The organism is Mumia sp. ZJ430 (genome assembly GCF_011751845.1).
Classification (GTDB): Bacteria; Actinomycetota; Actinomycetes; order Propionibacteriales; family Nocardioidaceae; genus Mumia.
Genome location: NZ_JAAHFK010000001.1, coordinates 1196514 through 1221786, shown reverse-complemented (window position 1 = coordinate 1221786; position 25273 = coordinate 1196514). Strand labels below are relative to the sequence as shown.

Annotated in this window: 27 protein-coding genes; 12 read left to right on the top strand and 15 right to left on the bottom strand. The window is 71.7% G+C overall.

Annotation, left to right across the window (positions count from 1 at the left end; genetic code table 11):
• The first annotated feature begins 37 nt into the window (after positions 1–37).
• The 5 genes from HCT63_RS05950 to HCT63_RS05930 all read left to right on the top strand — a co-directional run bounded on the left by HCT63_RS05950 (position 38) and on the right by HCT63_RS05930 (position 4274).
• Positions 38–829, top strand: coding sequence for a hypothetical protein (locus HCT63_RS05950; protein WP_167001969.1), 792 nt, complete (start codon positions 38–40; stop codon positions 827–829).
• A gap of 102 nt (positions 830–931) precedes the next feature.
• A complete protein-coding gene (locus HCT63_RS05945) occupies positions 932–2179 on the top strand; it encodes a CBS domain-containing protein (protein WP_243842899.1) in 1248 nt (415 codons plus the stop codon).
• Positions 2176–2721 carry a DUF1003 domain-containing protein gene (locus tag HCT63_RS05940; RefSeq protein WP_167001967.1) on the top strand — a complete coding sequence of 182 codons (546 nt, stop codon included), beginning with the start codon at positions 2176–2178 and terminating at the stop codon, positions 2719–2721. The genes HCT63_RS05945 and HCT63_RS05940 overlap by 4 nt, the downstream gene beginning before the upstream one ends.
• A 28-nt stretch (positions 2722–2749) precedes the next feature.
• Positions 2750–3895 (top strand): Mrp/NBP35 family ATP-binding protein, encoded by a 1146-nt coding sequence (locus HCT63_RS05935; protein ID WP_167001965.1) that lies wholly within the window; start codon positions 2750–2752, stop codon positions 3893–3895.
• A 31-nt stretch (positions 3896–3926) separates the two neighbouring features.
• Positions 3927–4274, top strand: coding sequence for a sec-independent translocase (locus HCT63_RS05930; protein WP_167001963.1), 348 nt, complete (start codon positions 3927–3929; stop codon positions 4272–4274).
• On the opposite strand, the gene HCT63_RS20215 is transcribed toward HCT63_RS05930, so the two are convergent.
• Both HCT63_RS20215 and sigE read right to left on the bottom strand, forming a co-directional pair.
• On the bottom strand, positions 4275–5627 hold the full coding sequence (locus tag HCT63_RS20215; RefSeq protein ID WP_208322278.1) for a zf-HC2 domain-containing protein: 1353 nt from the start codon (positions 5625–5627) through the stop codon (positions 4275–4277).
• Positions 5627–6232, bottom strand: coding sequence for an RNA polymerase sigma factor SigE (gene sigE, locus HCT63_RS05920; protein ID WP_208322277.1), 606 nt, complete (start codon positions 6230–6232; stop codon positions 5627–5629). Before sigE ends, HCT63_RS20215 begins: the two co-directional genes overlap by 1 nt.
• Before the next feature lie 262 nt (positions 6233–6494).
• Between sigE and HCT63_RS05915 the strand changes: the two genes are divergently transcribed.
• Complete coding sequence (locus HCT63_RS05915) at positions 6495–7124, top strand: O-methyltransferase (RefSeq protein WP_167002409.1); 630 nt, start codon at positions 6495–6497, stop codon at positions 7122–7124.
• 7 nt (positions 7125–7131) lie between these two features.
• Here HCT63_RS05915 and HCT63_RS05910 read toward each other — a convergent pair whose 3' ends face one another.
• Positions 7132–9882: a helix-turn-helix transcriptional regulator gene (locus HCT63_RS05910; protein WP_167001959.1), complete on the bottom strand. Its 2751-nt coding sequence runs from the start codon at positions 9880–9882 to the stop codon at positions 7132–7134.
• A 126-nt stretch (positions 9883–10008) separates the two neighbouring features.
• Here HCT63_RS05910 and HCT63_RS05905 point away from each other — a divergent pair, with 126 nt between their 5' ends.
• The gene (locus HCT63_RS05905; RefSeq protein ID WP_167001957.1) at positions 10009–11085 is read left to right on the top strand and encodes a class I SAM-dependent methyltransferase; all 1077 of its coding nucleotides are present in this window, start codon (positions 10009–10011) and stop codon (positions 11083–11085) included.
• Between the two features lie 89 nt (positions 11086–11174).
• Complete coding sequence (locus HCT63_RS05900) at positions 11175–13310, top strand: alpha/beta hydrolase (RefSeq protein WP_167001955.1); 2136 nt, start codon at positions 11175–11177, stop codon at positions 13308–13310.
• Positions 13311–13403: 93 nt separating this feature from the next.
• Here HCT63_RS05900 and HCT63_RS05895 read toward each other — a convergent pair whose 3' ends face one another.
• Together HCT63_RS05895 and HCT63_RS05890 are read right to left on the bottom strand one after the other, a co-directional pair.
• Positions 13404–13754, bottom strand: a complete 351-nt coding sequence (locus HCT63_RS05895) for a hypothetical protein (RefSeq protein WP_167001953.1) — start codon at positions 13752–13754, stop codon at positions 13404–13406.
• Positions 13755–13916 carry a DUF3117 domain-containing protein gene (locus HCT63_RS05890; protein ID WP_167001951.1) on the bottom strand — a complete coding sequence of 54 codons (162 nt, stop codon included), beginning with the start codon at positions 13914–13916 and terminating at the stop codon, positions 13755–13757.
• A gap of 100 nt (positions 13917–14016) precedes the next feature.
• On the opposite strand from HCT63_RS05890, the gene HCT63_RS05885 reads away from it, so the two are divergent.
• Positions 14017–14814 (top strand): enoyl-CoA hydratase-related protein, encoded by a 798-nt coding sequence (locus tag HCT63_RS05885; protein ID WP_167001949.1) that lies wholly within the window; start codon positions 14017–14019, stop codon positions 14812–14814.
• An 18-nt stretch (positions 14815–14832) separates the two neighbouring features.
• Here the strand turns inward: HCT63_RS05885 and HCT63_RS05880 are convergent, their stop codons facing one another.
• From HCT63_RS05880 to HCT63_RS05870, 3 genes are read right to left on the bottom strand one after another with little or no spacing between them, the layout of a single operon-like run.
• Positions 14833–15642, bottom strand: coding sequence for a M14 family zinc carboxypeptidase (locus HCT63_RS05880; protein ID WP_167001947.1), 810 nt, complete (start codon positions 15640–15642; stop codon positions 14833–14835).
• A 15-nt stretch (positions 15643–15657) separates the two neighbouring features.
• A complete protein-coding gene (locus tag HCT63_RS05875) occupies positions 15658–16233 on the bottom strand; it encodes a DNA-3-methyladenine glycosylase I (RefSeq protein ID WP_167001946.1) in 576 nt (191 codons plus the stop codon).
• Positions 16226–16528 (bottom strand): DivIVA domain-containing protein, encoded by a 303-nt coding sequence (locus HCT63_RS05870; RefSeq protein ID WP_243842898.1) that lies wholly within the window; start codon positions 16526–16528, stop codon positions 16226–16228. Before HCT63_RS05870 ends, HCT63_RS05875 begins: the two co-directional genes overlap by 8 nt.
• 15 nt (positions 16529–16543) lie before the next feature.
• Here HCT63_RS05870 and folP point away from each other — a divergent pair, with 15 nt between their 5' ends.
• Positions 16544–17407 carry a dihydropteroate synthase gene (gene folP / locus HCT63_RS05865; protein ID WP_167001944.1) on the top strand — a complete coding sequence of 288 codons (864 nt, stop codon included), beginning with the start codon at positions 16544–16546 and terminating at the stop codon, positions 17405–17407.
• Here the strand turns inward: folP and HCT63_RS05860 are convergent.
• The 4 genes from HCT63_RS05860 to HCT63_RS05845 form a co-directional block, all read right to left on the bottom strand.
• Positions 17374–17985, bottom strand: coding sequence for a TetR/AcrR family transcriptional regulator (locus HCT63_RS05860; protein ID WP_167001942.1), 612 nt, complete (start codon positions 17983–17985; stop codon positions 17374–17376). The genes folP and HCT63_RS05860 overlap by 34 nt on opposite strands.
• A 97-nt stretch (positions 17986–18082) precedes the next feature.
• Positions 18083–18844, bottom strand: a complete 762-nt coding sequence (locus HCT63_RS05855) for a TIGR00730 family Rossman fold protein (protein ID WP_167001940.1) — start codon at positions 18842–18844, stop codon at positions 18083–18085.
• Positions 18841–19917 carry a succinyl-diaminopimelate desuccinylase gene (dapE, locus tag HCT63_RS05850; RefSeq protein ID WP_167002405.1) on the bottom strand — a complete coding sequence of 359 codons (1077 nt, stop codon included), beginning with the start codon at positions 19915–19917 and terminating at the stop codon, positions 18841–18843. The genes HCT63_RS05855 and dapE overlap by 4 nt, the downstream gene beginning before the upstream one ends.
• Positions 19918–19961: 44 nt before the next feature.
• On the bottom strand, positions 19962–20672 hold the full coding sequence (locus HCT63_RS05845) for a VOC family protein (RefSeq protein ID WP_167001938.1): 711 nt from the start codon (positions 20670–20672) through the stop codon (positions 19962–19964).
• A gap of 53 nt (positions 20673–20725) precedes the next feature.
• Here HCT63_RS05845 and dapD point away from each other — a divergent pair, with 53 nt between their 5' ends.
• Both dapD and HCT63_RS05835 read left to right on the top strand, forming a co-directional pair.
• Positions 20726–21661, top strand: coding sequence for a 2,3,4,5-tetrahydropyridine-2,6-dicarboxylate N-succinyltransferase (dapD, locus tag HCT63_RS05840; protein ID WP_167001936.1), 936 nt, complete (start codon positions 20726–20728; stop codon positions 21659–21661).
• Positions 21662–21756: 95 nt separating this feature from the next.
• Positions 21757–22644: a hypothetical protein gene (locus tag HCT63_RS05835; protein ID WP_243842926.1), complete on the top strand. Its 888-nt coding sequence runs from the start codon at positions 21757–21759 to the stop codon at positions 22642–22644.
• A 62-nt stretch (positions 22645–22706) separates the two neighbouring features.
• Here the strand turns inward: HCT63_RS05835 and HCT63_RS05830 are convergent, their stop codons facing one another.
• The 3 genes from HCT63_RS05830 to fdxA form a co-directional block, all read right to left on the bottom strand.
• Positions 22707–23618 carry a hypothetical protein gene (locus HCT63_RS05830; protein ID WP_167001934.1) on the bottom strand — a complete coding sequence of 304 codons (912 nt, stop codon included), beginning with the start codon at positions 23616–23618 and terminating at the stop codon, positions 22707–22709.
• A gap of 136 nt (positions 23619–23754) precedes the next feature.
• Complete coding sequence (gene dapC / locus HCT63_RS05825) at positions 23755–24909, bottom strand: succinyldiaminopimelate transaminase (protein WP_167001928.1); 1155 nt, start codon at positions 24907–24909, stop codon at positions 23755–23757.
• Entirely contained in the window at positions 24909–25232 is a 324-nt protein-coding gene (fdxA, locus tag HCT63_RS05820) for a ferredoxin (RefSeq protein WP_139086403.1), read from the bottom strand. The genes dapC and fdxA overlap by 1 nt, the downstream gene beginning before the upstream one ends.
• Positions 25233–25273: the final 41 nt, after the last annotated feature.

Here is a 25273-nt window from a genome sequence, read left to right as displayed (position 1 = left end):
CGCACTATTCGTCTTGCCCCAGGAAGGCACCCCCTCTGTGAAGACCCTCCTCAAGAGCGCCGCGGTCACCATGACCGGCGCCGCGCTCGTCTTCTCGGGCGCCCTGCTCGCGCCGGCGTCCGCTGCGATCGACATCACCCCGCAGTCGGCCAACGCGCGGTCGGCCGCAGGCCCGCTCGACATCTCTCGGATCAACGTCGGCTACAGCTACGGTGGCTCGGCGATCAACGCCTCGACCAAGACCGTCAAGGTTGGCACCGTGGGCCAGGTCGTCAACGGCGCCCTGCTGGGCCAGTACGGCAACGCCAAGGTCTACGCCGACGTCTACCGCGGCTCGACCAAGCTGCAGAGCAACCTCCAGATCGCGTACGTCTCGTCCTCGGGCTACACGTGGGCCGAGACCTCGTTCTCGTTCCGCAACGGATGGGGCCGCGGCGCGTTCCGCATCGCCAACGTCCGGGTCACCTGGTACGACGGCACGAACACCTACACGGCGACCGATCCGAGCGTCGCCGGCGGCGGTTTCGCGATCAAGTCCGACCTCCGCGCGTCGGGCAACATCCGCAGCTGGTCCAACTCCAGCCGCAAGGTCGCCAAGATCACGCTGAAGAAGTACAACACCAACGGCAAGTGGGGCCGCTACAAGACCAAGGTCGTCCTGCAGCGCAAGGCCGGCGGCAAGTGGAAGAAGGTCAAGACCCTCAAGCTCAACCGCAAGGGCAAGGTGACCTACTCCTTCCGCAGCTCGAAGCGCTACAAGTACCGCTTCGTCGTCAAGGGAACGCGCACCACCTCGGCCGGTATCTTCACCACCAGCGGCAAGAGCTGATCTCGCGCTCACCCGGCAGCATCCGACGCCCCGTCACCGCACTGCGGTGGCGGGGTGTCGTACGTGCGCGGGTGAGGGGGCTTCCGGGTCTAGGCTGACCCCGTGACCTCGACGAGCCGCATCTTCCTCGCCAGGCTGGCCGGGCACGCCGTCTTCGACCCCGCGGGGGACCAGGTGGGCAAGCTGCGCGACGTCGTCGTCACGCAGCGCAGCGCCGGCCGGCTCCCCCGAGTGCTGGGGCTGGTGATCGAGGTGCTCGGCCGTCGACGCGTGTTCCTGCCGATGACCCGCGTGACGTCCCTCGAGGGTGGCCAGATCATCACGACGGGCGTGCTGAACCTCCGGCGGTTCGAGCAACGCCAGACCGAGACGCTCGTGTTCGGCGAGCTGTTCGACCGTACGGTCCGCGTGCCGTCGCAGGAGCTCGAGGGCATCGTGTACGACGTCGCGATGGAGCAGGACCGCACCCACGACTGGTATCTCACCGACGTCGCGGTCCGCGAGCGCTCCAAGAGGTTCAGCCGCCGGGGCCACGGGGTCGTCGTGGCCTGGAACGACGTGGCCGACCTCGCGGGCGAGCAGCCGTCCCAGGGGGCCACTCACCTGCTCGCGACGATGGACACGATGCGCCCCGCTGACCTCGCCAACGCGCTGCGCGAGCTCCCGATCCAGCGCCGCACGCAGATCGCCGCCGAGCTCGACGACGAGAGGCTCGCCGACGTCCTCGAGGAGATGCCCGAGGTCGCCCAGGTCGAGATCCTCGGACGCCTCGATCCCGAGCGCGCCGCGGACGTCCTCGAGGAGATGTCGCCCGACGACGCCGCCGACGTCATCGCCGAGCTCCCGCTCGCGACGGCCGAGGAGCTCCTCGCGCTCATGGAGCCCGAGGAGGCCGACGACGTACGCCGCCTCATGGTCTACGAGGAGGGCACGGCCGGTGGTCTGATGACCTCCGACGCCGTGATCCTGCCGCCGGACGCGACGCTGGCCGAGTGCCTGGCCCGCATCCGCGAGCCCGAGCTGTCGCCGTCGCTGGCCGCGCTCGTGTACGTCGCCCGTCCTCCGGTCGAGACGCCGACCGGGCGGTTCCTCGGGATCGTGCACTTCCAGCACCTGCTCCGCGAGCCCCCGTCGTCGCTGGTCGGTTCGATCGCCGTCAACGACATCGACTGGCCGCGTCCCGACACCTCCTTGCACGAGGTCGCCCGCATCCTCGCCACGTACAACCTCGTCGCCTGCCCGGTCGTCGACGAGTCCCAGCACCTGGTCGGCGCGATCACCGTCGACGACGTCCTCGACGAGCTGCTGCCCGAAGGCTGGCGCGACCACGAGTCCGAGGTGGCGCGATGAGCGACCGCGACGACCGCCGCGTCCGTCTCGACCAGCCCCGCGAGGCCGGCCGGGGCTGGCGGCGCGAGGGCCGTCGCCGGATGGACGCGGAGTCGTTCGGCAAGTTCGCCGAGGGCTTCGCGCGGTTCATGGGGACGGCGACGTTCATCGCCTGGATGACCGTCTTCGTCGCCGCCTGGTTCCTCTGGAACACGCTGGCTCCCGACGATCTGCGCTTCGACCCGTTCCCGTTCATCTTCCTCACGCTGATGCTGTCGCTCCAGGCCTCGTACGCGGCCCCGCTCATCCTGCTCGCCCAGAACCGGCAGGAGGCCCGTGACCGGGTCACCCAGGAGCAGGACCGCGAGCAGACCGCTCGTGCGCACGCCGATATGCAGTTCCTCGCCCGCGAGGTCGCGAGCCTGCGGCTGGCGCTGGGCGAGGTGGCGACGCGCGACTTCATGCGCTCGGAGCTGCGCGGGCTGGTCAGCGACATCGAGGAGCGCCTCGCGGGGCCCGAGGACGAGCAGGCCGACGGCCAGGTCGACCCGACGCCGAGGTGACTTCCCCCACGCACGTAGCATCGATGTCATGGCCGTAGAGACCGTCGTGAACCCGGACGCCGTCAACGACGCGCTGTCCACCGTCAACGACCCCGAGATCCGCCGTCCGATCACCGAGATCGGCATGGTCGAAGGCGTCGACATCGACGGCGGCAACGTCATCGTGCACCTGCTGCTCACGGTCGCCGGCTGTCCGCTCAAGGACACCCTCACGCGTGACGTCACCGCCGCGGTCATGAAGGTCGCCGGCGTCACCGACGTCGTCGTCGACATGGGCGTGATGAACGACGAGCAGCGCAAGAACCTGCAAGAGGTGCTGCGCGGCGGCCAGACGCAGCGCGAGATCCCCTTCGCCAAACCGGGCTCGCTCACCAAGGTGTACGCGATCGCCTCCGGCAAGGGCGGCGTCGGCAAGTCTTCGGTCACCGTCAGCCTCGCCGCGGCGCTGGCTGCGCAGGGCCTCAAGGTCGGCATCGTGGACGCCGACATCTATGGCCACTCGATCCCCGACATGCTCGGCGTCGGCGACGCCCGTCCGACCCAGGTCGAGGACATGATCATGCCCGTCCCGGTCCGCGGGATGCTGGTGATGAGCATCGGCATGCTCAAGCCCCGCAAGGACCAGGTCGTCGCGTGGCGTGGCCCGATGCTCGACCGCGCACTTGTCCAGATGCTCTCCGACGTCTACTGGGGCGACCTCGACGCGCTGCTGCTGGACCTGCCTCCGGGCACCGGTGACATGGCGATCAGCCTCGGCCAGCACCTGCCGAACGCCGAGGTCGTCGTCGTCACCACCCCGCAGGACGCCGCCGCCTCGGTGGCCGAGCGCGCGGGCACGATGGCCTCGATGATGCACCAGCGCGTCGTCGGCGTCGTCGAGAACATGTCGTGGCTCGAGCTCCCCAACGGCGAGCGCATGGAGGTCTTCGGCTCCGGTGGCGGCCAGAAGGTCGCCACGACGCTGAGCCAGCGCCTGGGGTACGACGTGCCGCTTCTCGGCCAGATCCCCCTCGACGAGCAGATGCGGGTCGGCGGAGACGCCGGCGTACCGATCGTCGACTCGGCCCCGCAGAGCCCCGCAGGCAAGGCGCTCACGCAGATCGCGTCGACATTGTCGGGCCGTACACGCGGTCTTGCCGGCATGCAGCTCGGGCTCGCGCCGACCGGTCGCTGACCGTACGCCTCATCGCGGCTAGGCTTCGCGCATGTTCAGCGACATCGGCGTAGCGGAGATCCTCGTGATCGCCATCGTCGCGATCGTGGTGTTCGGGCCCGACCGCTTGCCCGACTTTGCACGGCAGCTCGGACGCTTCGTCCGTACGGTCCGCCAGATGGCCGACAACGCGAAGTCCGACCTCCAGCGCGAGATGGGCGATGACTTCACGACGCTGCGCGACGAGCTCAAGGGCCTCGACCCGCGCGAGATGGTCAAAGGGGCAGTCGACGACGACGAGTCGGCAACCCCGTCGGCCCCGTCAGGAACGACGGCGTCGCCGGCCCAGAAGCGTCTCGAGCCGGGCGAGCCGCCGCCGTTCGACGTCGACGCGACCTGATCAGCGCGTCGGGCTCTCGCCCGGGGTCACCCAGGACGTGAGCCGGGCCAGCCCCGTACGGACGCGGTCGAGCGCGCCGTCTCGACGCGGCTGCTGAGGCAGGTGGTCGAACGCCTCGCGGAGGCGGTCGACAGGGCCGTCGGTGACGACCGTGAAGACGATGCCCTGCGAGTCCCAGGTGGCGACCGACGGCGTCCCCGGCCGGACCCACACCGACGTCCCTGCGACGTTCCTGTGCTGGAATCCCGCGGTGGCGCTGTCGTCGAGCGCGCCGTTCTGCTCATAGACCGTGAGGGTCGAGACGCCGTCCGTGTAGGTGAGAGCGATCGCCTTGTCGCCGGCGAGATCGACCCAGCGGGCGGAGACGCGCTCGAGCGCGGTGCCGAGCCGGTCGTGGCACGGCCACCCGACCGAGGCGAGCTCGTGGATCGTGGCCGCATCGATCCGATCGGCGAGGGACGCCCTCATCGGCGTCCCGTCGACGGCGCTCTCGCCGGAAGCCGCCTCGCGGGACGCCTGCGCGTCGGAAGCATCCTCGACGACGGAGTCCACCGACGCCGGGATCGCCAGCATGGCGGCCTGCACGCCCGTCTCTCGCGAGACGGGCAAGATCGCGCGCAGCGCCGCGTCGTCGCGCGCCGACTGCGCGTAGCGCACGACCCGCTGGAGCCGCCCCTCGACATCGTCGAGGATGTACGAGGCGATGCGGTGGCCGGCAGAAGCAACGACCACCTCGGTGCGCCCGGGCACGTCCGACGGCGCGACGGACAGGTCGTAGCGGTGGGCCAGGAGGCGGACGCTGACCGCGGACCCCAGCGCCTGCTCGAGGAGCGAGACCGCCTCGGCGGAATCGGTGCTCGCCGGAGCGATCGCATGCCCCGGGGCGATCGCCAGGGAGACCTCCGTGCCGGGGTCGGTCGCGGAGCGGACAGTCTGCTGGACGGGATCGGCCTCGCCGCGGAACTGCGCGACGAACCGGTCGACCGGTGGCAGGACGGTGTCCACGGGAGCGTGGGGCGCGCCCACGACGTAGGCGAGCCCGACCAGCACGGCCGAGGCGCCGGACGCGGCGATCGACGCCCGCAGGAGGGCGTGGTCGAAGAGCAGGTGCAGGCGTGAAGGGGGCGCGGCCGCAGCGAGGCGCGTCGGGTCGGACAGCGCCGACAGCAGGCTCGTGGACGGCGTCGGCGCAGCCGCCCCGAGCCCGGTCATCCGGCGCTTGAGCGTGCGCTGGGCGAGCACGGCCTCGCGGCACGCCTCGCAGGCCGCGAGGTGGTCCTGGGCACGCTCCGCCTCGTCGGGGGGCAGCTGCCCGTCGACGAAGGCGGCGACGCGATCTCCCAGGTGTGCCATCAGCGCGGCGCCACCACCGGGTCAAGAGGGCCGGCGAACCGGGTCCGGGAGCCGGACGGCGCGCGGTGCTCGAGGGAGACGCGCAACTGCTTGCGCCCGCGGTGGATGCGGGAGCGGACGGTCCCGAGCTTGACCCCGAGGACGTCGGCGATCTCCTCGTACGACAGTCCTTCGATGTCGCAGAGGACAACGGCGACGCGGAACTCGTCGGGCAGCGCCGCCAGGGCGCCCTCCACGTCGGCGTCGAGCGTCGCGTCGTTCCAGACCCGCTCGGGCGAGGGGTCGGCAGCTGTCAGGCGCTCCTCGGCGCCCTCGGCGAAGCGGTCGAAGCGGAACTTCGACTTCCGGCGAACGCGGTCGAGGAACAGGTTCGTCGTGATGCGGTGGATCCAACCCTCGAAGGAGCCGGGCTTGAACGACTCGAGGGAGCGGAACACACGGATGAAGACCTCTTGGGTGAGGTCCTCGGCGTCGTGCTGGTTGCCGGTGAGGCGGTAGGCGAGCCGGAAGACACGCGCGGAGTGCTGCTCCACGATCTCTTCCCAGGTGCCGACGCCCCCGTCGTTCGAGGGCTGGGTGTCGGCGGGCTGCGTGGTCGTGCCCATCGTCTGACGACCTCCTGTGTTGGTCGGACCCTGATCGTCTCCCAACAATCTGAGACAACGATGAGACGGCCCTGGAGGTTCCCTATGACGCCGATCCGCTCTTCTGCGGCCCGACGTGGCGCATCTCACACGCCGTCGGAGCGCGGGACGCCACGTCTGTCGTTCCGGTCCACGGTGCCCGGCCGGACCGTCCTGATGCCCTAGGCTGTGGCGCAGTGCCGGGTGTCCCGGCGTCCGAGAGGAGTTCGTCATCGCCACCGCGATCACACCGCAGAGCTGGCTTTACGCCGAGGAGTTCGTCATCGAGGACGAGCACCTGCTCAACGCTCGCGCGCGTGCGGACGAGGTCGGCGTCGCCCCGATCGGACCGGGCGGAGGCGCCGCTCTGCGGCTGCTCGCCTCCGTCTCCGGCGCCGGAGCCGTCGTCGAGGTCGGGACCGGCACGGGGGTCTCCGGTCTCTGGCTGCTGCGCGGGATGCGCCCTGATGGCGTCCTCACCTCGGTGGACCGCGAGGCCGAGCACCAGCGTCTGGCTCGTGCCACGCTGACCGAGGCAGGCATCGCTCCCAACCGCTTCCGACTCATCTCCGGCTCCGCGCTCGACGTGCTGCCCCGGCTCGCCGATGGCGGCTACGACCTGGTGTTCGTCGACGCCGACAAGCGCGACTACCCGCTCTTCGTCGAGGAGGCGGTACGCCTGCTGCGCCCCGGTGGCGTGCTGGCGTTCGACAACGCGCTCTGGCACGACCGCGTCGCCGATCCGGCGCGTCGCGACGAGGACACGGTGGCCATCCGCGAGCTCGGCAAGGCGCTGCTCGACGACGAGCGGTTCCTCCCGGCGCTGCTGCCGGTGGGCGACGGTCTGCTCGTCGCCCAGCGACGCGCGAGCTGAGCCACCCTCACTGCCGCAGCTCGGCGTCCTCACTGAGCCGTTCGGCCAGCTCGGCGCGCGAGGAGATCCCGAGCTTGATGTAGACGTGCCGCAGGTGGTACTCGACGGTCTTGGGGCTCAGGAAGAGCGCCGCGGCCGCCTCTCTCGTCGTCCGTCCGTCGCCCAGCAACCGGGCCACTTGCAGCTCCTGGGGCGTCAGCGGCTGCTCGGCCCCGACCGCGCGGCGCTGCGCGCGCTCCCCTGTGGCCGCGAGCTCGGCCGACGCCTGCTCGGCCCACGGGGCGGCCGTGAGGCGGTCGAAGGTGTCGAGCGCCTCGCGCAGGACCGTCCGAGCCTCGGTCCGCCGCCGCGCGCGCCGCAGATAAGCCCCGTACGCCAGCTGGGTCCGGGCCCGCTCGTACGTGTCGGGGCTGTGGGCATGCTGCGCCAGCGCGGCCTCGTACCGCTCCTCGGGGTCGATCCCGACGAGCGCGACCGCCCGGTGTGCGCGGGCCTGCGACCAGGGCTGGCCCTTGGCGTCGGCGAGCGCCTCGAACGCGACCGCTTCCGCGTGCGCGGCGCCGACCTCGCCCACCCGCAGGAGGCAGTCCACGAGCTCGGGCGCCGGTGACAGGTCGGCATCGTCGACGCCGAGGTGCCGTACGAGGGACTGCTGGTCGCGGTAGGAGGTGACGGCGTCGTCGTACCGGCCGAGGCCCGCGGCGAGGTCGCCCCACGCGAACCGCAGCCACGTACGACCGAAGTTGAGCCGGCTGCGCACGCACTGGCGTTCGGCCTCCTCCGCCTCCGCCCGCATCTCGTCCTCACGACCGCGACGGGCGAGCAGCCAGGCGAGGCCCGCGTGGGAGATCGCCTCGTCGGTGCGCTGGCCGGACTCGCGGGCGAGGGCGATCGCCTCGCGGTACGCCGCCTCCGCCGAGGTCCAGCGGTCGGTCGCCGCGTCGTCGCGCGCCGCGTGGAACAGCAGGAAGGGCAACGTTCCTGCGGCCGCCTGCTCGCGCGCGTCGGTCACGACCGCCTCCACCAGCGCCCTCGCCTCGCCCGACTCGCGCAGCCACATCGGGCCGAGCAGCACCCAGGCCCGCCAGCGCGGGTCGTCGACGAGGTCACCGGTGCCCGACGCCGACACGGCCCGCCGAATCCGCTCGGCTCCTGCGTCTCCCTCGCCGATGATCACGCGGCCGATGCCCGCGGCGAGGTCACCGAGGATCCGGCTGCGTGGATGCTCGGTCCTGTCCTGGTAGGCGTCGAGCCGCGTGAGGACGGTACGGACGGCCGCCGCATCGCCCAGGTAGACGCAGGCGTACACCGCCTCGGCGAGCAGGAGCACCGCCAGATCGGGGTCGTCGGCAGAGATCGGGAGCGACGCCTCGAGCAGGAGGTCACGCGCCTCGACGAGCGAGCCGCACCTCGCGCTGACCACGCCGCGCAGCGCGAGGGCCCGGCGTCGCGCCTGCTCGTCCGGCGCCGCGGCGACCGCCTCACCGAAGATCTCGAGCGCGCGGTCCGCGAGGCCGCCGAGCCAGGCGTGCTCCCCCGCCAGCGTGAGGCGCCGGGCGCGCTCGCCCGCATCGGCGCTCGCGTGCGCCGCACGCTCGCCCCAGCCCGAGGCGACCGCGTACGCGCGCCTGCGGGCCGCTGAGGCGGTCGCCTCGTCGAGCACCGTCGCCGCGTCCGCGTCGGCCCCGATCGTCGACGCGGAGATGTGGAGCGCGCGCCGGTCGAGATCACCGGCGGGCAGCACCTCCGCGAGGGTGCGGTGGAGGCGACGCCGCAACGCAGGGGCGGTCGCCTGCACGAGCGACGCCCGCATCAGGGGATGGAGAAACCGGACCCGGCCGGGCCCCACCTCGACCAGCTCGGCCTCCTCGGCCTCGGCGAGGCGGTCGAGGTCGCTCCCTGTTGCCGCGCATGCTCTCCCGACGGTCGCGAGGTCGAGGTCACCCGCGAGCGCGGCGACGGTCAGCGCGGTCCGTGCGGGAGGGCTCAGAGCGTCCAGCCGGCCCGTGAAGGCCTGCTCGATGAGCCGCGGCACCGGCACCGCACCGAGGTCTCGCGCCAGCAGGTCGGGGCGGCGGGCCATCTCGAGCGCCGCCAACGGGTTGCCGCCGCTGACGACGTGCAGCCGGTCGACCTGCGTGGACGACAGCCCGCGCGGGGCGACGAGCGTACGGCACTCGTCGTGCGTCAGGCCGCCCAGGTCGAGCCGGTCGAGATCGGCCACGAGCTCGTCGACCCCTTCGCCGGGCCGTGCCGCGAGGACGACCGCGACGGAGTCGGTGAGGAGGCGGCGTGCGGCGAACAGGATCGCGTCGACCGACGGCCGGTCGAGGTGGTGCAGGTCGTCCACGAGCAGCAGCAGCGGGTGGTCCTCGGCCGCACGGCTCACCAGCCCCAGGGTCGCCGCGGAGACCGCGAACCTCTCGCCCGGGCCCGCCGGCCCGTTGCCCCGCTCCCCGGGCTGGAGGGCGAGCGCCTGCGCGAGCGCGTCGGCCTGCACCGCCGGCAGCGTGTCGAGGTGGCCGAGCACCGGACGGAGCAGCTGCGCCAGCCCGGCGAACGGCAGGTCGCGCTCCGGCTCGGCGCCAGCGGCCGCGAGGACGTGCAGATCGGCGGCGGTCTCACGCGTCTGGTCGAGCAGCGTCGACTTGCCGATCCCCGCCTCTCCGAGGACGACGAGGACACCGCTGGACCCGCGCCGAGCGCGCGCCAGCAGGTCCGCGATCGCGGCCGACTCCCGCGCTCGTCCGACGAGCATGCTCCGAGGCTAGCCATCCGCGAGGCCGTGCCGGGCCGGTTTGGGACCAGGGGGGTCACCTGATGCGACGGGCCGCTGCCCGCTCCTAGCGTTCACGGCATCGCACAGCTCACCTAGGAGGGTGACATGACCGCACAGATCGACACAGAGCCGATCGACGAAGGCGTCCTGATGGGGTTCGTCTTCCGGGCAGTCGACGAGGTGGGGGCGACGCTCAACGCCGCCCTGGTAGTGCTCGGAGACAAGCTCGGCTACTACCGCGCGCTGGCCGACGGCGGCGCACTCACACCGTCGGAGCTCGCCGAACGCACCGGGACGGCCGAGCCGTACGCCCGGGAGTGGCTCAACGCGCAGGCCGCCGGGGACTTCGTCCGGTACGAGCCAGACACCGGCCGCTACGTGCTCCCTGCCGAGCACGCGATCGCGCTCACCGACGAGTCCAGCCCGGCCTTCCTGCCGGGCCTGTTCCAGATCGCGCTCGGCACGGTCGCAGACTCGGCGCACATCGTCGAGGCGGCGCGTGACTCGGCCGGTCTCGGCTGGCACGAGCACAACTCGGACGTCCACGTCGGCTGCGAGCGGTTCTTCCGTCCCAGCTACCTGGCCCACCTGGTCGACGACTGGCTGCCGGCCGCGGGCGCGGCGGACAAGCTCCGTGACGGCGCGACGGTCGCCGACATCGGCTGCGGGCACGGCGCGTCGACGATCCTCATGGCCGAGGCGTTCCCTCGCTCGAGGTTCGTGGGCTCGGACTACCACGCGGCGTCGATCGACGTCGCGCGCGAACGGGCGGAGGCCGCCGGCGTCGCCGACCGGGTGCGGTTCGAGGCGACGTCGGCGCAGAAGCTCGACGAGACCCCGTACGACGTGGTGACGACGTTCGACGCGCTCCACGACATGGGCGACCCCGTCGGCGCCGCCCGGCACGTGCACCGTGCCCTCGCCGACGACGGCGTGTGGATGATCGTCGAGCCGATGGCCGGCGACCGTGTCGAGGACAACCTCAACCCGGTCGGGCGGGCGTACTACGGGTTCTCGACGCTCCTGTGCACCCCGGCGTCGCTGTCGCAGGAGGTCGGCCTGGCGCTGGGGACCCAAGCCGGTCCGGCCAAGATCCGCGAGATCACCTCGGCCGCCGGCTTCTCGCAGTTCGAGTCGGTGGCGCAGACGCCCTTCCACCGGGTGCTGGCCGTACGGAAGTGAGCCGCTTCCCGATCGGGCTGACAACGCGGGGCCGTCGCACCCGTCTGCAAGGGCAGACTGGGTGCGACGGCCGCTGACGGAGGGGGACGATGCGCGCCAGGGAGCCCGACGACCACGGTTCCGTCGTCCGCGACGGGGTCCGTGTCGCGTACGAGGTGTTCGGGGATGCCCCGCACACGATCTTGCTGATGCCGACCTGGTCGATCATCCCGTCGCTCACGTGGAAGGCACAGGTGCCGACCCTCGCCCGCCACTTCCGTGTCGTCACCTTCGACGGCCGCGGCAGCGGAGGCTCGGACCGCCCGGCGGGGCCCGAGGCCTACGCCGACGAGGAGTTCGTCGCCGACGCGCGGGCCGTCCTCGCGCGAGTGCGCCGTGGCGCCGACCCCGATCCGGCGCTCGTCGTCGGCTTCTCCTGCGGCGTGGCCTGGTCGCTCGCGATGGCCCTCGAGGCACCCGAGGAGGTGGCCGGCGTCGTCGCGATCGGCCCCGCCCTCGGACTCGTGCCCGGGATCGAGGAGCGCGAGCGCCAGGTGTTCCTCCAAGAGCCCGCCGACCCCGCAACGACGCCCGAGGGGTGGGCCACCTTCACCCGTCACACCTGGCTCCACGGCGACTACGACCACTTCCTCCGGTTCTTCTTCGGGCGGATGTTCACCGAGCCGCACTCCACGAAGCAGATCGAGGACTGCGTCGCCTGGGGACACGAGATCGGACCCGAACGCCTCGTCGACACCGAGTTCGCCCGCACCTCGTGCCGGGCCCCCGGATTCGCCCAGCGCGTGGTCCAGGCGGACGTGCCGCTCCTCGTGATCCACGGCGATGACGACCACGTACGCCCGTACGCCGAGGGGATCGCCCTCGCCGACGCGACAGGCGGCACCCTGCTCACGATCGCTGGCGGCGGTCATGCCCCTCACGCACGCTCCCCGGTCGCGGTCACCCGGGCCGTACGAGAGTTCGCCGAGCGCCTGTGGCCCGAGACCTCCGTACGCCGCACGTGGACACGGGGTCGCCGCAGACCACGGCGCGCGCTCTACCTCACCTCGCCGATCGGGCTCGGCCACGTCCGCCGCGACCTGGCGATCGCCGACGCCTTGCGCAAGCACCACCCCGACCTCCAGATCGACTGGCTGACCCAGGAGCCGGCGACCGGGGTCCTCGCGCGTGCCGGGGAGCACGTCCACCCCGCCTCGGCGTTCCTGGCGAGCGAGTGCGCGCACGTGGAGGACGAGGCAGCCGAGCACGACCTGCACGCGTTCCAAGCGATCCGGCGGATGGACGAGATCCTGGCCGCCAACTTCGGCGTGTTCGACGACCTCGTGCGCGAGGAGCCGTACGACCTCGTGGTCGGCGACGAGGCGTGGGACGTCGACTACTTCCTGCACGAGAACCCCGAGCTCAAGCGGTTCGCGTTCGCGTGGTTCACCGACTTCGTCGGGTGGGTCCCGATGGCCGACGGCGGGCCCGCCGAGGCAGCGCTCACCGCCGACCACAACGCCGAGATGATCGAGCACCGGGCGCGGTTCCAGCGGGTGCGCGACCGGTCGGTGTTCGTCGGCAACCCTGACGACGTGGTGGACGAGACCTTCGGCCCGGGCCTGCCGGGGATCCGCGAGTGGACGGAGGAGAACTTCGCGTTCTCGGGCTACGTCACCGGCTTCGACCCGATCGGGGAGGCCGACCGGCAGGCCGTACGGGCGTCGCTCGGGCTGAGCCCCGAGGACCTGTTCTGCGTCGTCACGGTCGGCGGCTCCGGGGTCGGCGAACCCCTCCTGCGGCGGGTGCTCGACGCGGTGCCGATGATCAGGCGGGTCGAGCCGCGGATGCGGTTCCTCGTGGCCACCGGGCCCCGGATCGACCCGCGCGGTCTCCCGCGCAGGCGCGGTGTGCGCCTGAGGGGGTTCGTCCCCGACCTGCACCGGACACTCGGTGCGGCGGACGTGGCGCTGGTCCAGGGCGGACTCACGACCTGCATGGAGCTCACGGCGCAGGGGGTGCCGTTCGTCTACGTCCCGCTGCGCCACCACTTCGAGCAGAACGTCCACGTGCCGCACCGGCTCAGGCAGTACGGGGCCGGACACAGGCTCGCGTACGAGGAGGCGTGCAACCCGGACGCGCTGGCTCACGCACTGCTCGCCGAGGTCGGACGCACACCCGCGACGAGGCGCGTCGAGACCGACGGCGCCGCACGCGCAGCCGCCCTGCTCGCCGATCTCCTGTGAGCGGTGCCGCTCCGTTCGGTCCCCCGTCGCGGGCCCCGCTGCGACGACAGCGGGGCCTGCGACGAGGGGGCCCTAGCGATCACCCGAAGGCGATCACCCGAAGGACGCGGCGGGCGCGAAGCCCGCTACACCCTCCGCGATCGCCACGATCTCGCACTCCTCGATGAGCACCGGGCTGCTGCCGATGATCTGCGATCCAGGAGCCGTGTCCGCCGAGGCGGTGAACGACTCCTGGAACGCTGCCCGCTCGGCATCGTCGGCAAAGACGTACACACCCTCGAACCAGGCGCCTTCACGTGCGCGCCAGGTCTTGAAGGCGAGGCCGTCCTTGCCGGCGAACCGCTCGTACGAGGTGTCCCGGACGTACTCCTTCAGCCGGTCGAGCGTGCCGACGGGGGCGTCACGCAGCGACCAGCGGACGGTCAGACCGGGGTGCGAGGCCACTCAGACAGCCTTCAGGGCATCACCGAGGTCGGAGGCCTCGTTGTTGGTGAGCTCGACGACGAGCCGCCCACCACCTTCGAGCGGAACCCGCATCACGATGCAACGTCCTTCCTTGGTGACCTCCAGCGGGCCGTCCCCGGTCCGAGGCTTCATGGCCGCCATGCGTTCCCCTCTCCTTCGTGCGCAGCGCCGACGCGTGCACCTTGAGTGGGTCCATTATCGCGCACGGTCGCGTCATCGGTGAATGCGGCAGACTGACGCCATGACCGAGCCCGCCTCTTCTGTGACGTACGACCTCTCTGAGGCCGTCGCGACGATCACGCTCTCACGCCCCGAAACGCTCAACAGCTTCAACGACGAGACCAAGGTCGCGTTCCGTGACGCGCTGCAGAAGGCGGCTGCCGACGACACCGTCCGGTGCGTCGTCGTGACCGGTTCGGGGCGGGCGTTCAGTGCCGGTCAGGACCTCAAGGAGCACATCGCGGCGCTCCGCAGCGGCGAGGTCTCGCTCGGCAACACCGTCGAGGAGCACTTCAACCCGATGGTGCTCGCGATCACGCAGATGCCGAAGCCGGTGATCGCTGCCGTCAACGGGATCGCCGCGGGCGCCGGGGCCTCGATCGCCTTCGCGGCGGACTTCCGGATCGTCGGCGCCTCGGCCGGGTTCAACCTCGCGTTCGCCAGCATCGCCCTGTCGGCCGACACGGGCGCGTCGTGGACACTCCAGCGGCTCGTCGGCCTCCCGAAGGCGACCGAGCTGCTGATGCTGCCCCGCACAGTCGGCGCCGAGGAGGCCGCCTCGCTCGGTCTCGCGACCCAGGTCGTCCCCGACGAGGAGCTCGCCGAGACCGTACGGAGCCTCGCGACCCGTCTGGCGTCCGGCCCGACGATCGCGTACGCGTCGCTGAAGCGGGCGCTCGCGTTCTCTGCCACCCACTCGCTCCCCGAGTCGCTCTCCAACGAGGCGCGGCTGATGGCGCTCACGGGCGCGACCGAGGACCACACGGCCGCCGTCGAGGCCTTCGTGGCCAAGGAGAAGCCGACCTTCGTCGGTCGCTGACCTTCCTCTCGCGGCCCGTCAGACGCGGCGACCGCCGAGCGCCTTGAGGAGGCCGTGCGGCGCGGTCCCGGTCAGGTAGGCCCGGGACGGTCGCCGGCTGAGCTCGACGGTGACCAGCTGGCCGTCGAGCCGATGGTTGAACCACTGCGAGAGCGTGCCGTGGCAGCCCGACCCGCAGGAGAAGGAGCGCCTGGGCAGCTTGAGGTGCTTCGCCAACCTGCGGGCGAGCGGGCGGTTGCCGGTGCCGCTGGTGTCGATCCCGTAGAGCGGCTGGTGGAACGACACCACCTGATCGGGGTCGACGCGGCGAAGGAACCGCATCATCGCCTTCGTCTCGGGCTCGGACGCCGCACGCGGCCCGGACCAGGTCGGCCCACGCTTCGAGCGCTTCCACCTGCGTGGGTAGTTGCGGTTGAGGTCGACGCCGCGGGCGTTGCGGCGGGCCTTGCGGGCGACTCCGTCGGGGTTGGCGTTGGGCACGATCCACAGGTCGAGGCCCTCGATCGGCCTCCCGTCGCGCAGCGTACGGAGGATGGCCTGCGGCTTGCGCTCGTCACCGTGCATCGCGGCGATCACGACAGCGGAGCGGGTGGCGTCCGGGTCGCCGAGCCGGTACGCCACGAGGTCACGCCCCCGGCGTGACTGGCCGAAGACGACCCGCTCGACCACCGCCGGGCGCGGAGCGGCCCGCACTGCGGTGTCCGCGATAGCGACGGAGGCCGGTGCGCCGGACGTCGGGGCCGCGACGGCGCCGGGCACGACCAGCGCCGGGACGGGCAGCATCGCGAGTGCGACGCCGATTCGGACAGCACGCGCGAGGGTCGGCATGCGCCCGATCCTCGCTCAGACAGGCTCCGTCCGCACGTGGCAGCCGGCGAGGTGGTCGTCCACCATGCCCGTGGCCTGCATGAGGGCGTATGCCGTCGTAGGACCGACGAACACGAACCCGTGACGCTTCAGCGATGCCGCGAGCGCCTTCGACTCCGGCGTCACCGCCGGCACGTCGGCCACCGACGCCGGGCGGGGCCGAGCCGGCGGCGCGAACGACCAGACGAGATCGGCGAACCCGCCCTCGAGCGCCCGCACCGCGGCCGCGTTGGCAATCGTCGCCTCGACCTTGGTGCGGTTGCGGATGATGCCGGCGTCGTCGAGCAGCTCCGCGACCCGCGCACCGTCGTACGCGGCGACGACCTCCGGGTCGAAGTCGGCGAACACCTCGCGGAACCGCGGGCGCTTGCGCAGCACGATCGCCCACGACAGCCCCGACTGGAACGCCTCGAGGGTCAGCCGCTCGAAGAGCCCGCGCTCGTCGCGGACCGAGCGCCCCCACTCGGTGTCGTGATAGACCCGCATCTCGTCCGACGACTCCGCCCAAGGGCAGCGCGCGAGGCCGTCGTGGCCGACGATCGCGTCACTCATCACGCTCTCCCGTCTCGTCGGCCGTACGCGGCGCCTCGTCGGCGGCGGCCGCGCGGGCGTCGACGTCGGCCTCCAGCCGCGCGAGCAGGGCGTCGACCTCGTCGCGGGCGTAGCCGCGCCAGGCACGGGTGAACCGCACCGCACGCAGGTCGCGAGCTGTCAGCTCACCCTCAGCGGGCACCAGGACGTCGCGCCGCGTCGACACGGGCGGCCCCAGCGCCCCTGTGCGCCCCGCCACGACCGTGACGGCAGCACCGACGATCAGCGCACCCACGAGGACTCCGATCCAGATCACGCCTACGATCGTGCCATGGAGCTCCGACTGCGCGACCGCGTGTTCGCGCCGGGAGAGCACGCGGTCATGGCGATCGTGAACCGGACCCCCGACTCCTTCTACGACCGTGGCCGCACGTTTGCGTTCGAGGACGCCCTTGCCTACCTCGACGCCGTGGTCGCCGACGGCGCTGACATCGTCGACATCGGAGGCGTCAAGGCCGGGTACGGCGACGCGGTCGGCCCCGCCGAGGAGCTGCGCCGTACGGCGGACTTCGTCGAGGCCGCGCGTGCGCGCTACCCCGACCTCGTGCTCAGCGTCGACACCTGGCGCAGCGAGGTCGCCGACGTGTTGTGCGCGCGGGGGGCCGACCTGGTGAACGACACGTGGGCCGGCCACGATCCCGAGCTCGTGCACGTCGCCGCGCAGCACGGCGCCGGGATCGTCTGCAGCCACACCGGCGGCCTCGCGCCGCGTACGGACCCGTTCAGGCCCGCGTACGAGGACGTGGTGGCCGATGTCGTCGCGCGGACGACCACGCTGGCACAGCGCGCGATGGACGCCGGTGTCGCGCCCGAGGGCGTGCTGCTGGACCCCACGCACGACTTCGGCAAGAACACGCGCCACTCGCTGATCCTCACGCGCCGGATCGGCGAGCTCGTTGCGACGGGGTGGCCGGTGATGGTCGCGCTGTCGCGCAAGGACTTCATCGGCGAGACGCTCGACGTCGAGCGGGACGACCGGCTGCCTGGCACGCTCGCCGCGACCGCCTGGTCAGCGGCGGCTGGCGTGAGGGTGTTCCGGACGCACGACGTCACGGCGACCCGTCAGTGCCTCGACATGGTCGCCTCGATCGCGGGGACCCGTCAGCCCGCCGTCTCTCGACGCGGACTGGCGTAGGACGCGACCTCGCGGACGAACGCGGCATAGACCTCGCGGGCCTTCTCGCTGTCGCGGTCGACGAGCCACGACAGCACCACGCCGTCGTTGATCACGACGAGCATGCGCGCCAGCACGTCGAGGGGCAGCGTCCACTCGACGTCGCACACCTCGGCGACGCGCTCGAGGACCCGCTTCGCCGTCTCGCGGTAGGTCGCGTACTGCCACTGGGCGAGGTCGTTGAACCCGGCGTTGCGCAGGGCGTGCGCGGCGACCTCGAAGGTGAGCAGGTGACCGTCGGGGTCGTCCTCGACGGAGGTCCACAGCTGGGTGAAGCTCTGAACGAGGAGCGAGGTGGCGTCGTGCTCGCCGGCGACGGCAGCGTCGGTGACGGTATCGATGTACTGCTCGGCCATCCGCCCGATCATCGCGCGCAGGAGCTCGTCCATCGACGCGAAGACGTAGTGGACGATGCCCGGCGTGGCGCCGGCCTCGGCGGCGACGGTGCGGGTGCTGACCGCGCCGACGCCATCGCGCTTGGCCACGACGAGCGCTGCCTCGATGAGCTGCTCACGACGCTGCTGTGACGAGACCCGCACGTGTTCTCCGTCCCTCGGACTGTCCGGCCAATTCTGCCGTACGGCGGGCTCGCACCGCTCGCGGCGCGCCAGGCGTCGGCGCCGGGGTCGGCCGGGCTCAGGAGCCCTGGAACTGCGCGACGACCTCGTCGACGTCGTCAGTCACGATCAGCCGGTCCACGTCGTCGGAGACGATGGCCCCCTCCTCGAGGACGGCGCCGTGCAGCCAGTCGAGCAGGCCGTTCCAGTACGAGGTGCCGTAGAGCACCACCGGGAACTGCGTGACCTTGCGGGTCTGGGCCAGCGTGAGCGCTTCGAACAGCTCGTCGAGCGTGCCGTAGCCACCGGGGAAGACCACGAACCCCTGCGCGTACTTGACGAACATCGTCTTGCGGGCGAAGAAGTAGCGGAAGTTGACCCCGAGGTCGACCCACGGGTTCATCTTCTCCTCGAACGGCAGCTCGATGCCGAGGCCGACGGAGACCCCGCCGCCCTCACAGGCACCGCGGTTCGCCGCCTCCATGATCCCCGGCCCACCGCCGGTGATGACTCCGATCCCGGCGTCGGCGAAGCGGTGGCCGACCTCGCGGGCGGCCTCGTACCAGCGCGATCCCGGAGCCATCCGGGCCGAGCCGAACACGCTCACTGCGGGGCCAAGCTCGGACAGGGCGCCGAAGCCCTCGACGAACTCAGCCTGGATCCGCAGCACCCGCCACGGGTCGGTGTGGAGCCAGTCGGCGCGTCCACGCGTGTCGAGGAGCCGCTGGTCCGTCGTCGTCGGCGTGATCTGGCCCCGTCGCATGACGACAGGCCCCTTGACCCGCTCGTTGTTCTCGCGCTCCGATGCAGGCGGAGCTCCGCCCGGCCAGTCGTCACTCATCGTTGTCCTCCCTCGCCCCTCAACCACGCGTGTAGACGCTGCTCGACCGCGAGCAGCTGGGCCACCGGCACCCGCTCGTCCTGCTTGTGGGCCAGCAGCGGGTCCCCGGGGCCGAAGTTGACCGCCGGAACGCCCAGCCGGGTGAACTGCGCGACGTCGGTCCAGCCGAACTTCGGATTCACCTCGACGCCCATCGCCGCGACGAACGCCGCTGCGGCCGGCCGGTCGAGCCCGGGCATCGCACCTGGCGCCGTGTCGGTCACGGCGAGGTCGTACCCGTCGAAGACCTCGTGGAGGTACGCGAGCGCCTCCTCCTCCGTACGGTCGGGCGCGAAGCGATAGTTCACGCTCAGCCGCGCCTCGTCCGGGACGACGTTGGAAGCGACGCCGCCGCTGATGCCGACCGCGTTGAGGCCCTCCCGATAGGTCAGGCCGTCGATGACGGGGCTGCGGGCCTGGTGGTCGACGAGCCGCTGCAGGACCGGGGCGAGCCGGTGGACGGCGTTGTCGCCCATCCACGAGCGCGCTGCGTGCGCCCGCTCGCCGCGGGTGACGACGTCGACGCGCAGCGATCCCTGGCAGCCTGCCTCGATGACACCGTTCGACGGCTCCATGAGGATTGCGAAGTCACCGGCGAGCAGCTCGGGACGCTCGCGCGCCAGCCGACCGAGACCGTTGGCGGAGGCCTCGATCTCCTCGGCCTCGTAGAAGACGTACGTGACGTCACGCACCGGCTGCGTGACGTGCGCGGCGGCGCGCAGCGCAACGGCGACGCCGCCCTTCATGTCGCAGGAGCCCAGACCCCACAGGTCGTCGACGACCAGGCGCGAGGGGAGGTTGTCGTTCGCCGGGACGGTGTCAAGGTGGCCGGCGATCACGACGCGGCTGTCGCGGCCGAGCGCCGTCCGCGCGACGAGGGTGTGCCCGTCGCGGACGACCTCGAGGTGGGGTGCGTCGCGCAGGGCAGCCTCGACGGCGTCGGCGATCGTCGCCTCGTCGCGGCTCTCCGAAGGGATGTCGACGAGGGCGGCAGTGAGGTCGACGACGTCTGCGTCGAGGTCGAGCGAGCTCATGGTGTCCATCCCATCACGCTCCGCTCCGTACGAGGGACGCGGCATCATGGCTCCTCCGAAAGTGCCTCGTCCCCGAAGACGCAGAACTCGTTGCCCTCCGGGTCGGCCATGACCGTCCACGAGACCACGGCGTCGGGTGCACGAAGCACGCGCGCGCCACGGCGTACGAGCGCGTCGACGGCATCCGCTCCACCCGTCACGTCCCAGTGGATGCGGTTCTTGACGGTCTTGGGCTCGGGCACGGTGGCGAACACGAACGCGTCGAACGGTGCTCCCGGTGGCGCGACCGCGCTGACACCGTCCTCGTCGGCCGCGTCCGTGCCGAGGACGTCGGCCCACCAGGCCGCGATCGCCGGTGCATCGGCGGCGTCCACGGCGACCTCGTACAGGCGGTACGGGTCCTTGCGCTCCGTCCACCAGTCCTCTGGTCGGACGAACGCACAGACCTCGCCACCCTCGGGGTCGGCCATCACCGTCCACGGGAGCGACCCCCACTCCGGCAGGACGCGCGCGCCCGCGGCCTCCATCTCGGCGACGGACCACGCATGCACGTCGAGGTGGACCCGCGCCTTGGCCGTACGGGGCTCCGGGACGCGGTTCACCCAGATCGTGTGCTCGGGGGTCGACCCGCGCAGCACCGCGTCGCCGTCGTCGAGGGCCTCGGCCGTGAGCGCGAGCACGCGGGCCCAGAACCGCGACGCCTCGGACGGGTCGCGCGTGTCGATGCAGAGGTCCTTGAACTGTACGAGGGCCATCACCGCACCCTAGGGCACCGGGGCGCGTGGAGCCGCTCGATAACCTGGGCCGCATGACCTCCTCCCCGCAGCCCGCCTGGGCGTACGGCATCGCCACGCTCACCGAGGACGGCACGGTCCTCGACGTCTGGTACCCGAACCCCGCGCTCGGCGCCTTCGATGGCACCGCCGAGCCGAGCGGACTCACTGCCCTGGAGGGCGAGGACGAGGTCCGTCAGGTCCGCCGCACGGTCGTCCGGACCGAGATCGGCGACCTCGCCGCACCTCCGGCCGACGCGTACGACGCCTACCTGCGGCTGCACCTGCTGTCGCACCGTCTCGTACGCCCGCACGGCGCGAACCTCGACGGCCTGTTCGGGCTGCTGTCCAACGTCGTCTGGACCACGATCGGCCCCTGCGCCGTCGAGGGGTTCGAGCAGACGCGGCTGCGCGCGCGCGCCGCCGGCCTGAACGTGGCCGTCACGAGCATCGACAAGTTCCCGCGGATGACCGACTACGTCGTGCCGTCCGGCGTACGGATCGGCGACGCCGACCGTGTCCGCCTCGGCGCGCACCTCGCCGACGGCACGACCGTGATGCACGAGGGATTCGTGAACTTCAACGCGGGCACGCTCGGCCACGCGATGGTCGAGGGCCGCATCAGCGCCGGAGTGGTCGTCGGGGACGGCACCGACATCGGCGGCGGCGCCTCGATCATGGGCACACTGTCGGGTGGGGGCAAGCAGGTCGTCAGCCTCGGCGAGAACTGCCTCCTCGGCGCCAACGCCGGCATCGGCATCTCGCTCGGCGACGACTGTGTGGTGGCCGCGGGCTGTTACGTCACCGCCGGCTCGAAGGTGACGCTGCCTGACGGTTCCGTCGTGAAGGCCGCCGAGCTGTCCGGCCACGACAACCTGCTGTTCCTCACGAACACCGAGACGGGGCGGCTCGAGGCTCGCCCGCGCCACGGCAGCGGCATCACGCTCAACGCCGCGCTCCACGCGAACTGAGCGCCGTGGACGCCACCACACAGCGCTCGGGGCGTGGCGGCGTGCTCGTGCTCGTCCTCGTCCTCGTCATCGCGGTTGTCGCGGCGGGGGTCGTCGTGCTCGCCCGCAGCGGGTTCGTCCCGCAGCTGCGCGGCGAGGAGTGCACGGTCGAAGTCGGGGAGACGTACGCGACCCTCGACCTCGAGCAGGCCGAGCACGCGTCGCTGATGGCGGCGATCGCGAAGCGCCGGGACCTGCCGGCGCGCGCCGTGACAATCGCCCTCGCGACGGCGTACCAGGAGTCGAAGCTGCGCAACATCGACTACGGCGACCGCGACTCGCTGGGTCTCTTCCAGCAGCGGCCGTCGCAGGGCTGGGGCACCCCCGAGCAGATCTTGCAGCCCCGGTACGCGATCAACCGCTTCTACGACGGGCTCGAGAAGATCGAGGGCTACCGCTCGATGTCCATCACGGACGCGGCGCAGGCCGTCCAGCGGTCAGGCTTCCCCGAGGCGTACGCGGACCACGAGGCGTACGGGCGGGCGCTCGCCTCGGCGCTCACCGGCAACTCCCCCGCCGCGTTCACGTGCGTGGTCGACCCGGCCGCCGACGGCGAGGAGGCGCTGGGCAAGAACGGGCTGACGCCGGCTGCCGAGGCGGTGCGGGTGGACCTGCGCCAGGCGTTCGGGCGGCTGTCCACCGGCGGGTACGCCCCCGAAGGCGTGAGCACCGGGCACTCCGCAGGCTCGAAGCACTACGAGGGCAGAGCCGTCGACGTGTTCTTCCGGCCGGTCACCGCGCAGGCGAACAAGGACGGCTGGGCGCTCGCGCAGTATCTCGTCGCGAACGCGAGCCGCCTCGACGTCGCGACCGTCATCTACGACGCGAAGATCTGGACGGCGCGTCGGGCGCCGCAGGGCTGGCGCGACTACACCCCGCCGGCGCGCGGCGGCGACCGCGCGATCCTCGAGCACCGCGACCACGTCCACGTCGACGTGGCCTGAGCCCGGACGTCATACGGATCGGGGGTCGTTGCCCACGATGCGTATGACGTCCGGGCGGCGGGTCAGGCGATCGGCTGCTGCGTCAGGAACTTGAAGCTGTACGCGGTCGCGATCAACGTCACCGGGATCGTCACCAGGAGGCCGATGCCGCAGAGGCAGGCACCCACGATGTTGATGCCGATCAGCGCGAGCGCGAGCAGGAACACCGGGCCCAGGTTGTTGCCCACCAGGCGGAAGCTCGCCTGCAGCGCGTCGAGCGGGTTGAGCCCCTGGTCGAGCACGAACCACAGCGTGTACCACGCGAAGAACGTGAAGATGATGCCCGGCAGGATGCACAAGATGATGCCGACGAACGTCAGTGCGGCGAGCATCAGCAAGGTGAGGATGACCGCGCCCGCGCGGTCGCCCCACTTGAAGAAGTCGCCGAACGACGGCTTGTTGCCGGTCGTCTCTTGCAGACCACCACGGGTCTGGGCGGCCTGCATCAGCCACTGGACGATGGTGCTCGCGATCGCGGCGATCACGCCGAGGACGGTGAGCCCGGTCGCCAGCGTGTAGCCGCTGTCGTCCCACGCGTCCGAGCTCGAGTAGTCGAACCCGTTGCTGATGCCGCTGAGCAGCGCCTGGATCACGAAGAACACCAGGGTGACGAGCACCCAGACGCCCCAGTTCGCGCGGAACTTGTCCCAGCCGTACGAGATCGCGGAGCCGACGCTCAGGTGCTGCGGGCCGGGGCCTCCCGGACCACCGGAGTATGAGGGCGGACCCTGCGGAGGAGGTGCTCCGTACCCTCCGGGCGGGCCGTACCCACCACCGCCGGGCGGCGGCCCCTGGGGCGGCGGACCGTAGCCGCCTGCACCCGACGGTGGGCCCTGTGGCGGCGGGCCCTGCGGAGGAGGTTCGTACGGGGGCGGACCACTCGGGGGCTCGTTGCCAGGCGGCTGACCGCCTGGAGGCTGCTGCGGGTCACTCATGGACCGTCTCCTCCGTGTCCGTTCAGAGCACCTCAGGGCACTCGTCACTTCGGAGGCTAGTCACTCTCGCGGCTAGGCGCTCGCTTTGTGCCACGCGTCGTGCCCGGCGTGGCGTGCGCGAGGAGGTCCTGCTCGGTCAGGACCAGGCGGCGAGCCGCGCGGCGGCAGCGGCGATCCGGTCGTCGGTCGCCGTGAAGCCGACGCGTACGTGCTGAGAACCGGCCGCTCCATAGAAGTCGCCCGGAGCGACGAGCACGCCGATCTCGGCGAGTGCGGCGACCGTCTCGCGGGCAGGCTCACCCCGCGTCGCCCACAGGTAAAGCGACGCCTCGGAGTGGTCGATCCGGAAGCCCGCGCGCAGGAGCGCGTCACGCAGGATCGCCCGTCGGGCCGCGTACACGGCGTGCTGGGCATCGGCATGCGCGTCGTCGTCCAGGGCGGCACGCATGGCGTCCTGGACGGGCTGGGGGACGATGAGGCCGAGGTTCTTGCGGACCTCGAGCAGCTCTCTGACGATCAGCGGGTCGCCGGCGACGAAGGCGGCGCGATAGCCGGCCAGGTTGGAGCGCTTCGACAGCGAGTGGACGGCGAGGATCCCCTCGTGGGAGCCGTCGCTGACGTCGGGGTGGAGGACCGAGAGCGGCTCCGCCTCCCACGCGCACTCGAGATAGCACTCGTCGGAGACGAGGAGGACCCCGCGCTCACGCGCCCACTGGACGGACTTGCGGAGGTGGTCCACGCCGAGCACGCGCCCCGACGGGTTGGACGGGGAGTTGATCCACATCAGCGCGGGCCGCTGTGGGCCGAGCGCGACGGTCGAGTCGGAGACGAGCACATCGCATCCGGCGAGCCGGGCCCCGACCTCGTACGTCGGGTAGGCGAGCTCGGGGGACACGACCGTGTCACCTGGCCCGAGCCCGAGGTGCAGCGGGAGGGCGGCGATGAGCTCCTTGGAGCCGATCGCCGGGAGCACCCCGTCGATCCCGAGGCCGTCGACGCCGTGACGTCGGGCGAGCCAGTCGACCGCCGCCTGTCGCAGCGCGGGCGTGCCGATCGTCTGCGGGTAGCCGGGCGCGTTCGAGCCCGCCGCCAGCGCAGCGCGGGCGACGTCCGGGGTGTCATCGACGGGCGTGCCGATCGACAGGTCGACGATCCCGTCGGGGTGAGCGGCCGCCCGAGCCTTCAGCGCGGCCAGCGAGTCCCATGGGAAGTCCGGGAGGCGTCGCGACACCGAGCGCGACGCCAGCCGCTCCGCCACGCTCACCGGGGCGACCGGACTCCACTCAGGCATCAGTCCTGGTTCTGCGGGGGCAGCGCGGCGATCATCGGGTGGTCCTTGTCGATCGGACCCATCTTGGCTGCACCGCCGGGCGAGCCCAGATCGTCGAAGAAGTCGACGTTGGCGGTGTAGTAGTCCTTCCACTCCTCCGGGGTGTCATCCTCGTAGAAGATGGCCTCCACCGGGCACACCGGCTCGCACGCGCCGCAGTCGACGCACTCGTCGGGGTGGATGTAGAGCATCCGCTTGCCTTCGTAGATGCAATCCACCGGGCACTCGTCAACGCACGCACGGTCCTTCAGGTCCACGCACGGCTGAGCGATGACATACGTCACGAGGGGTCCACTCCTTCGATCGACCTTTTCAGAACTAGTAT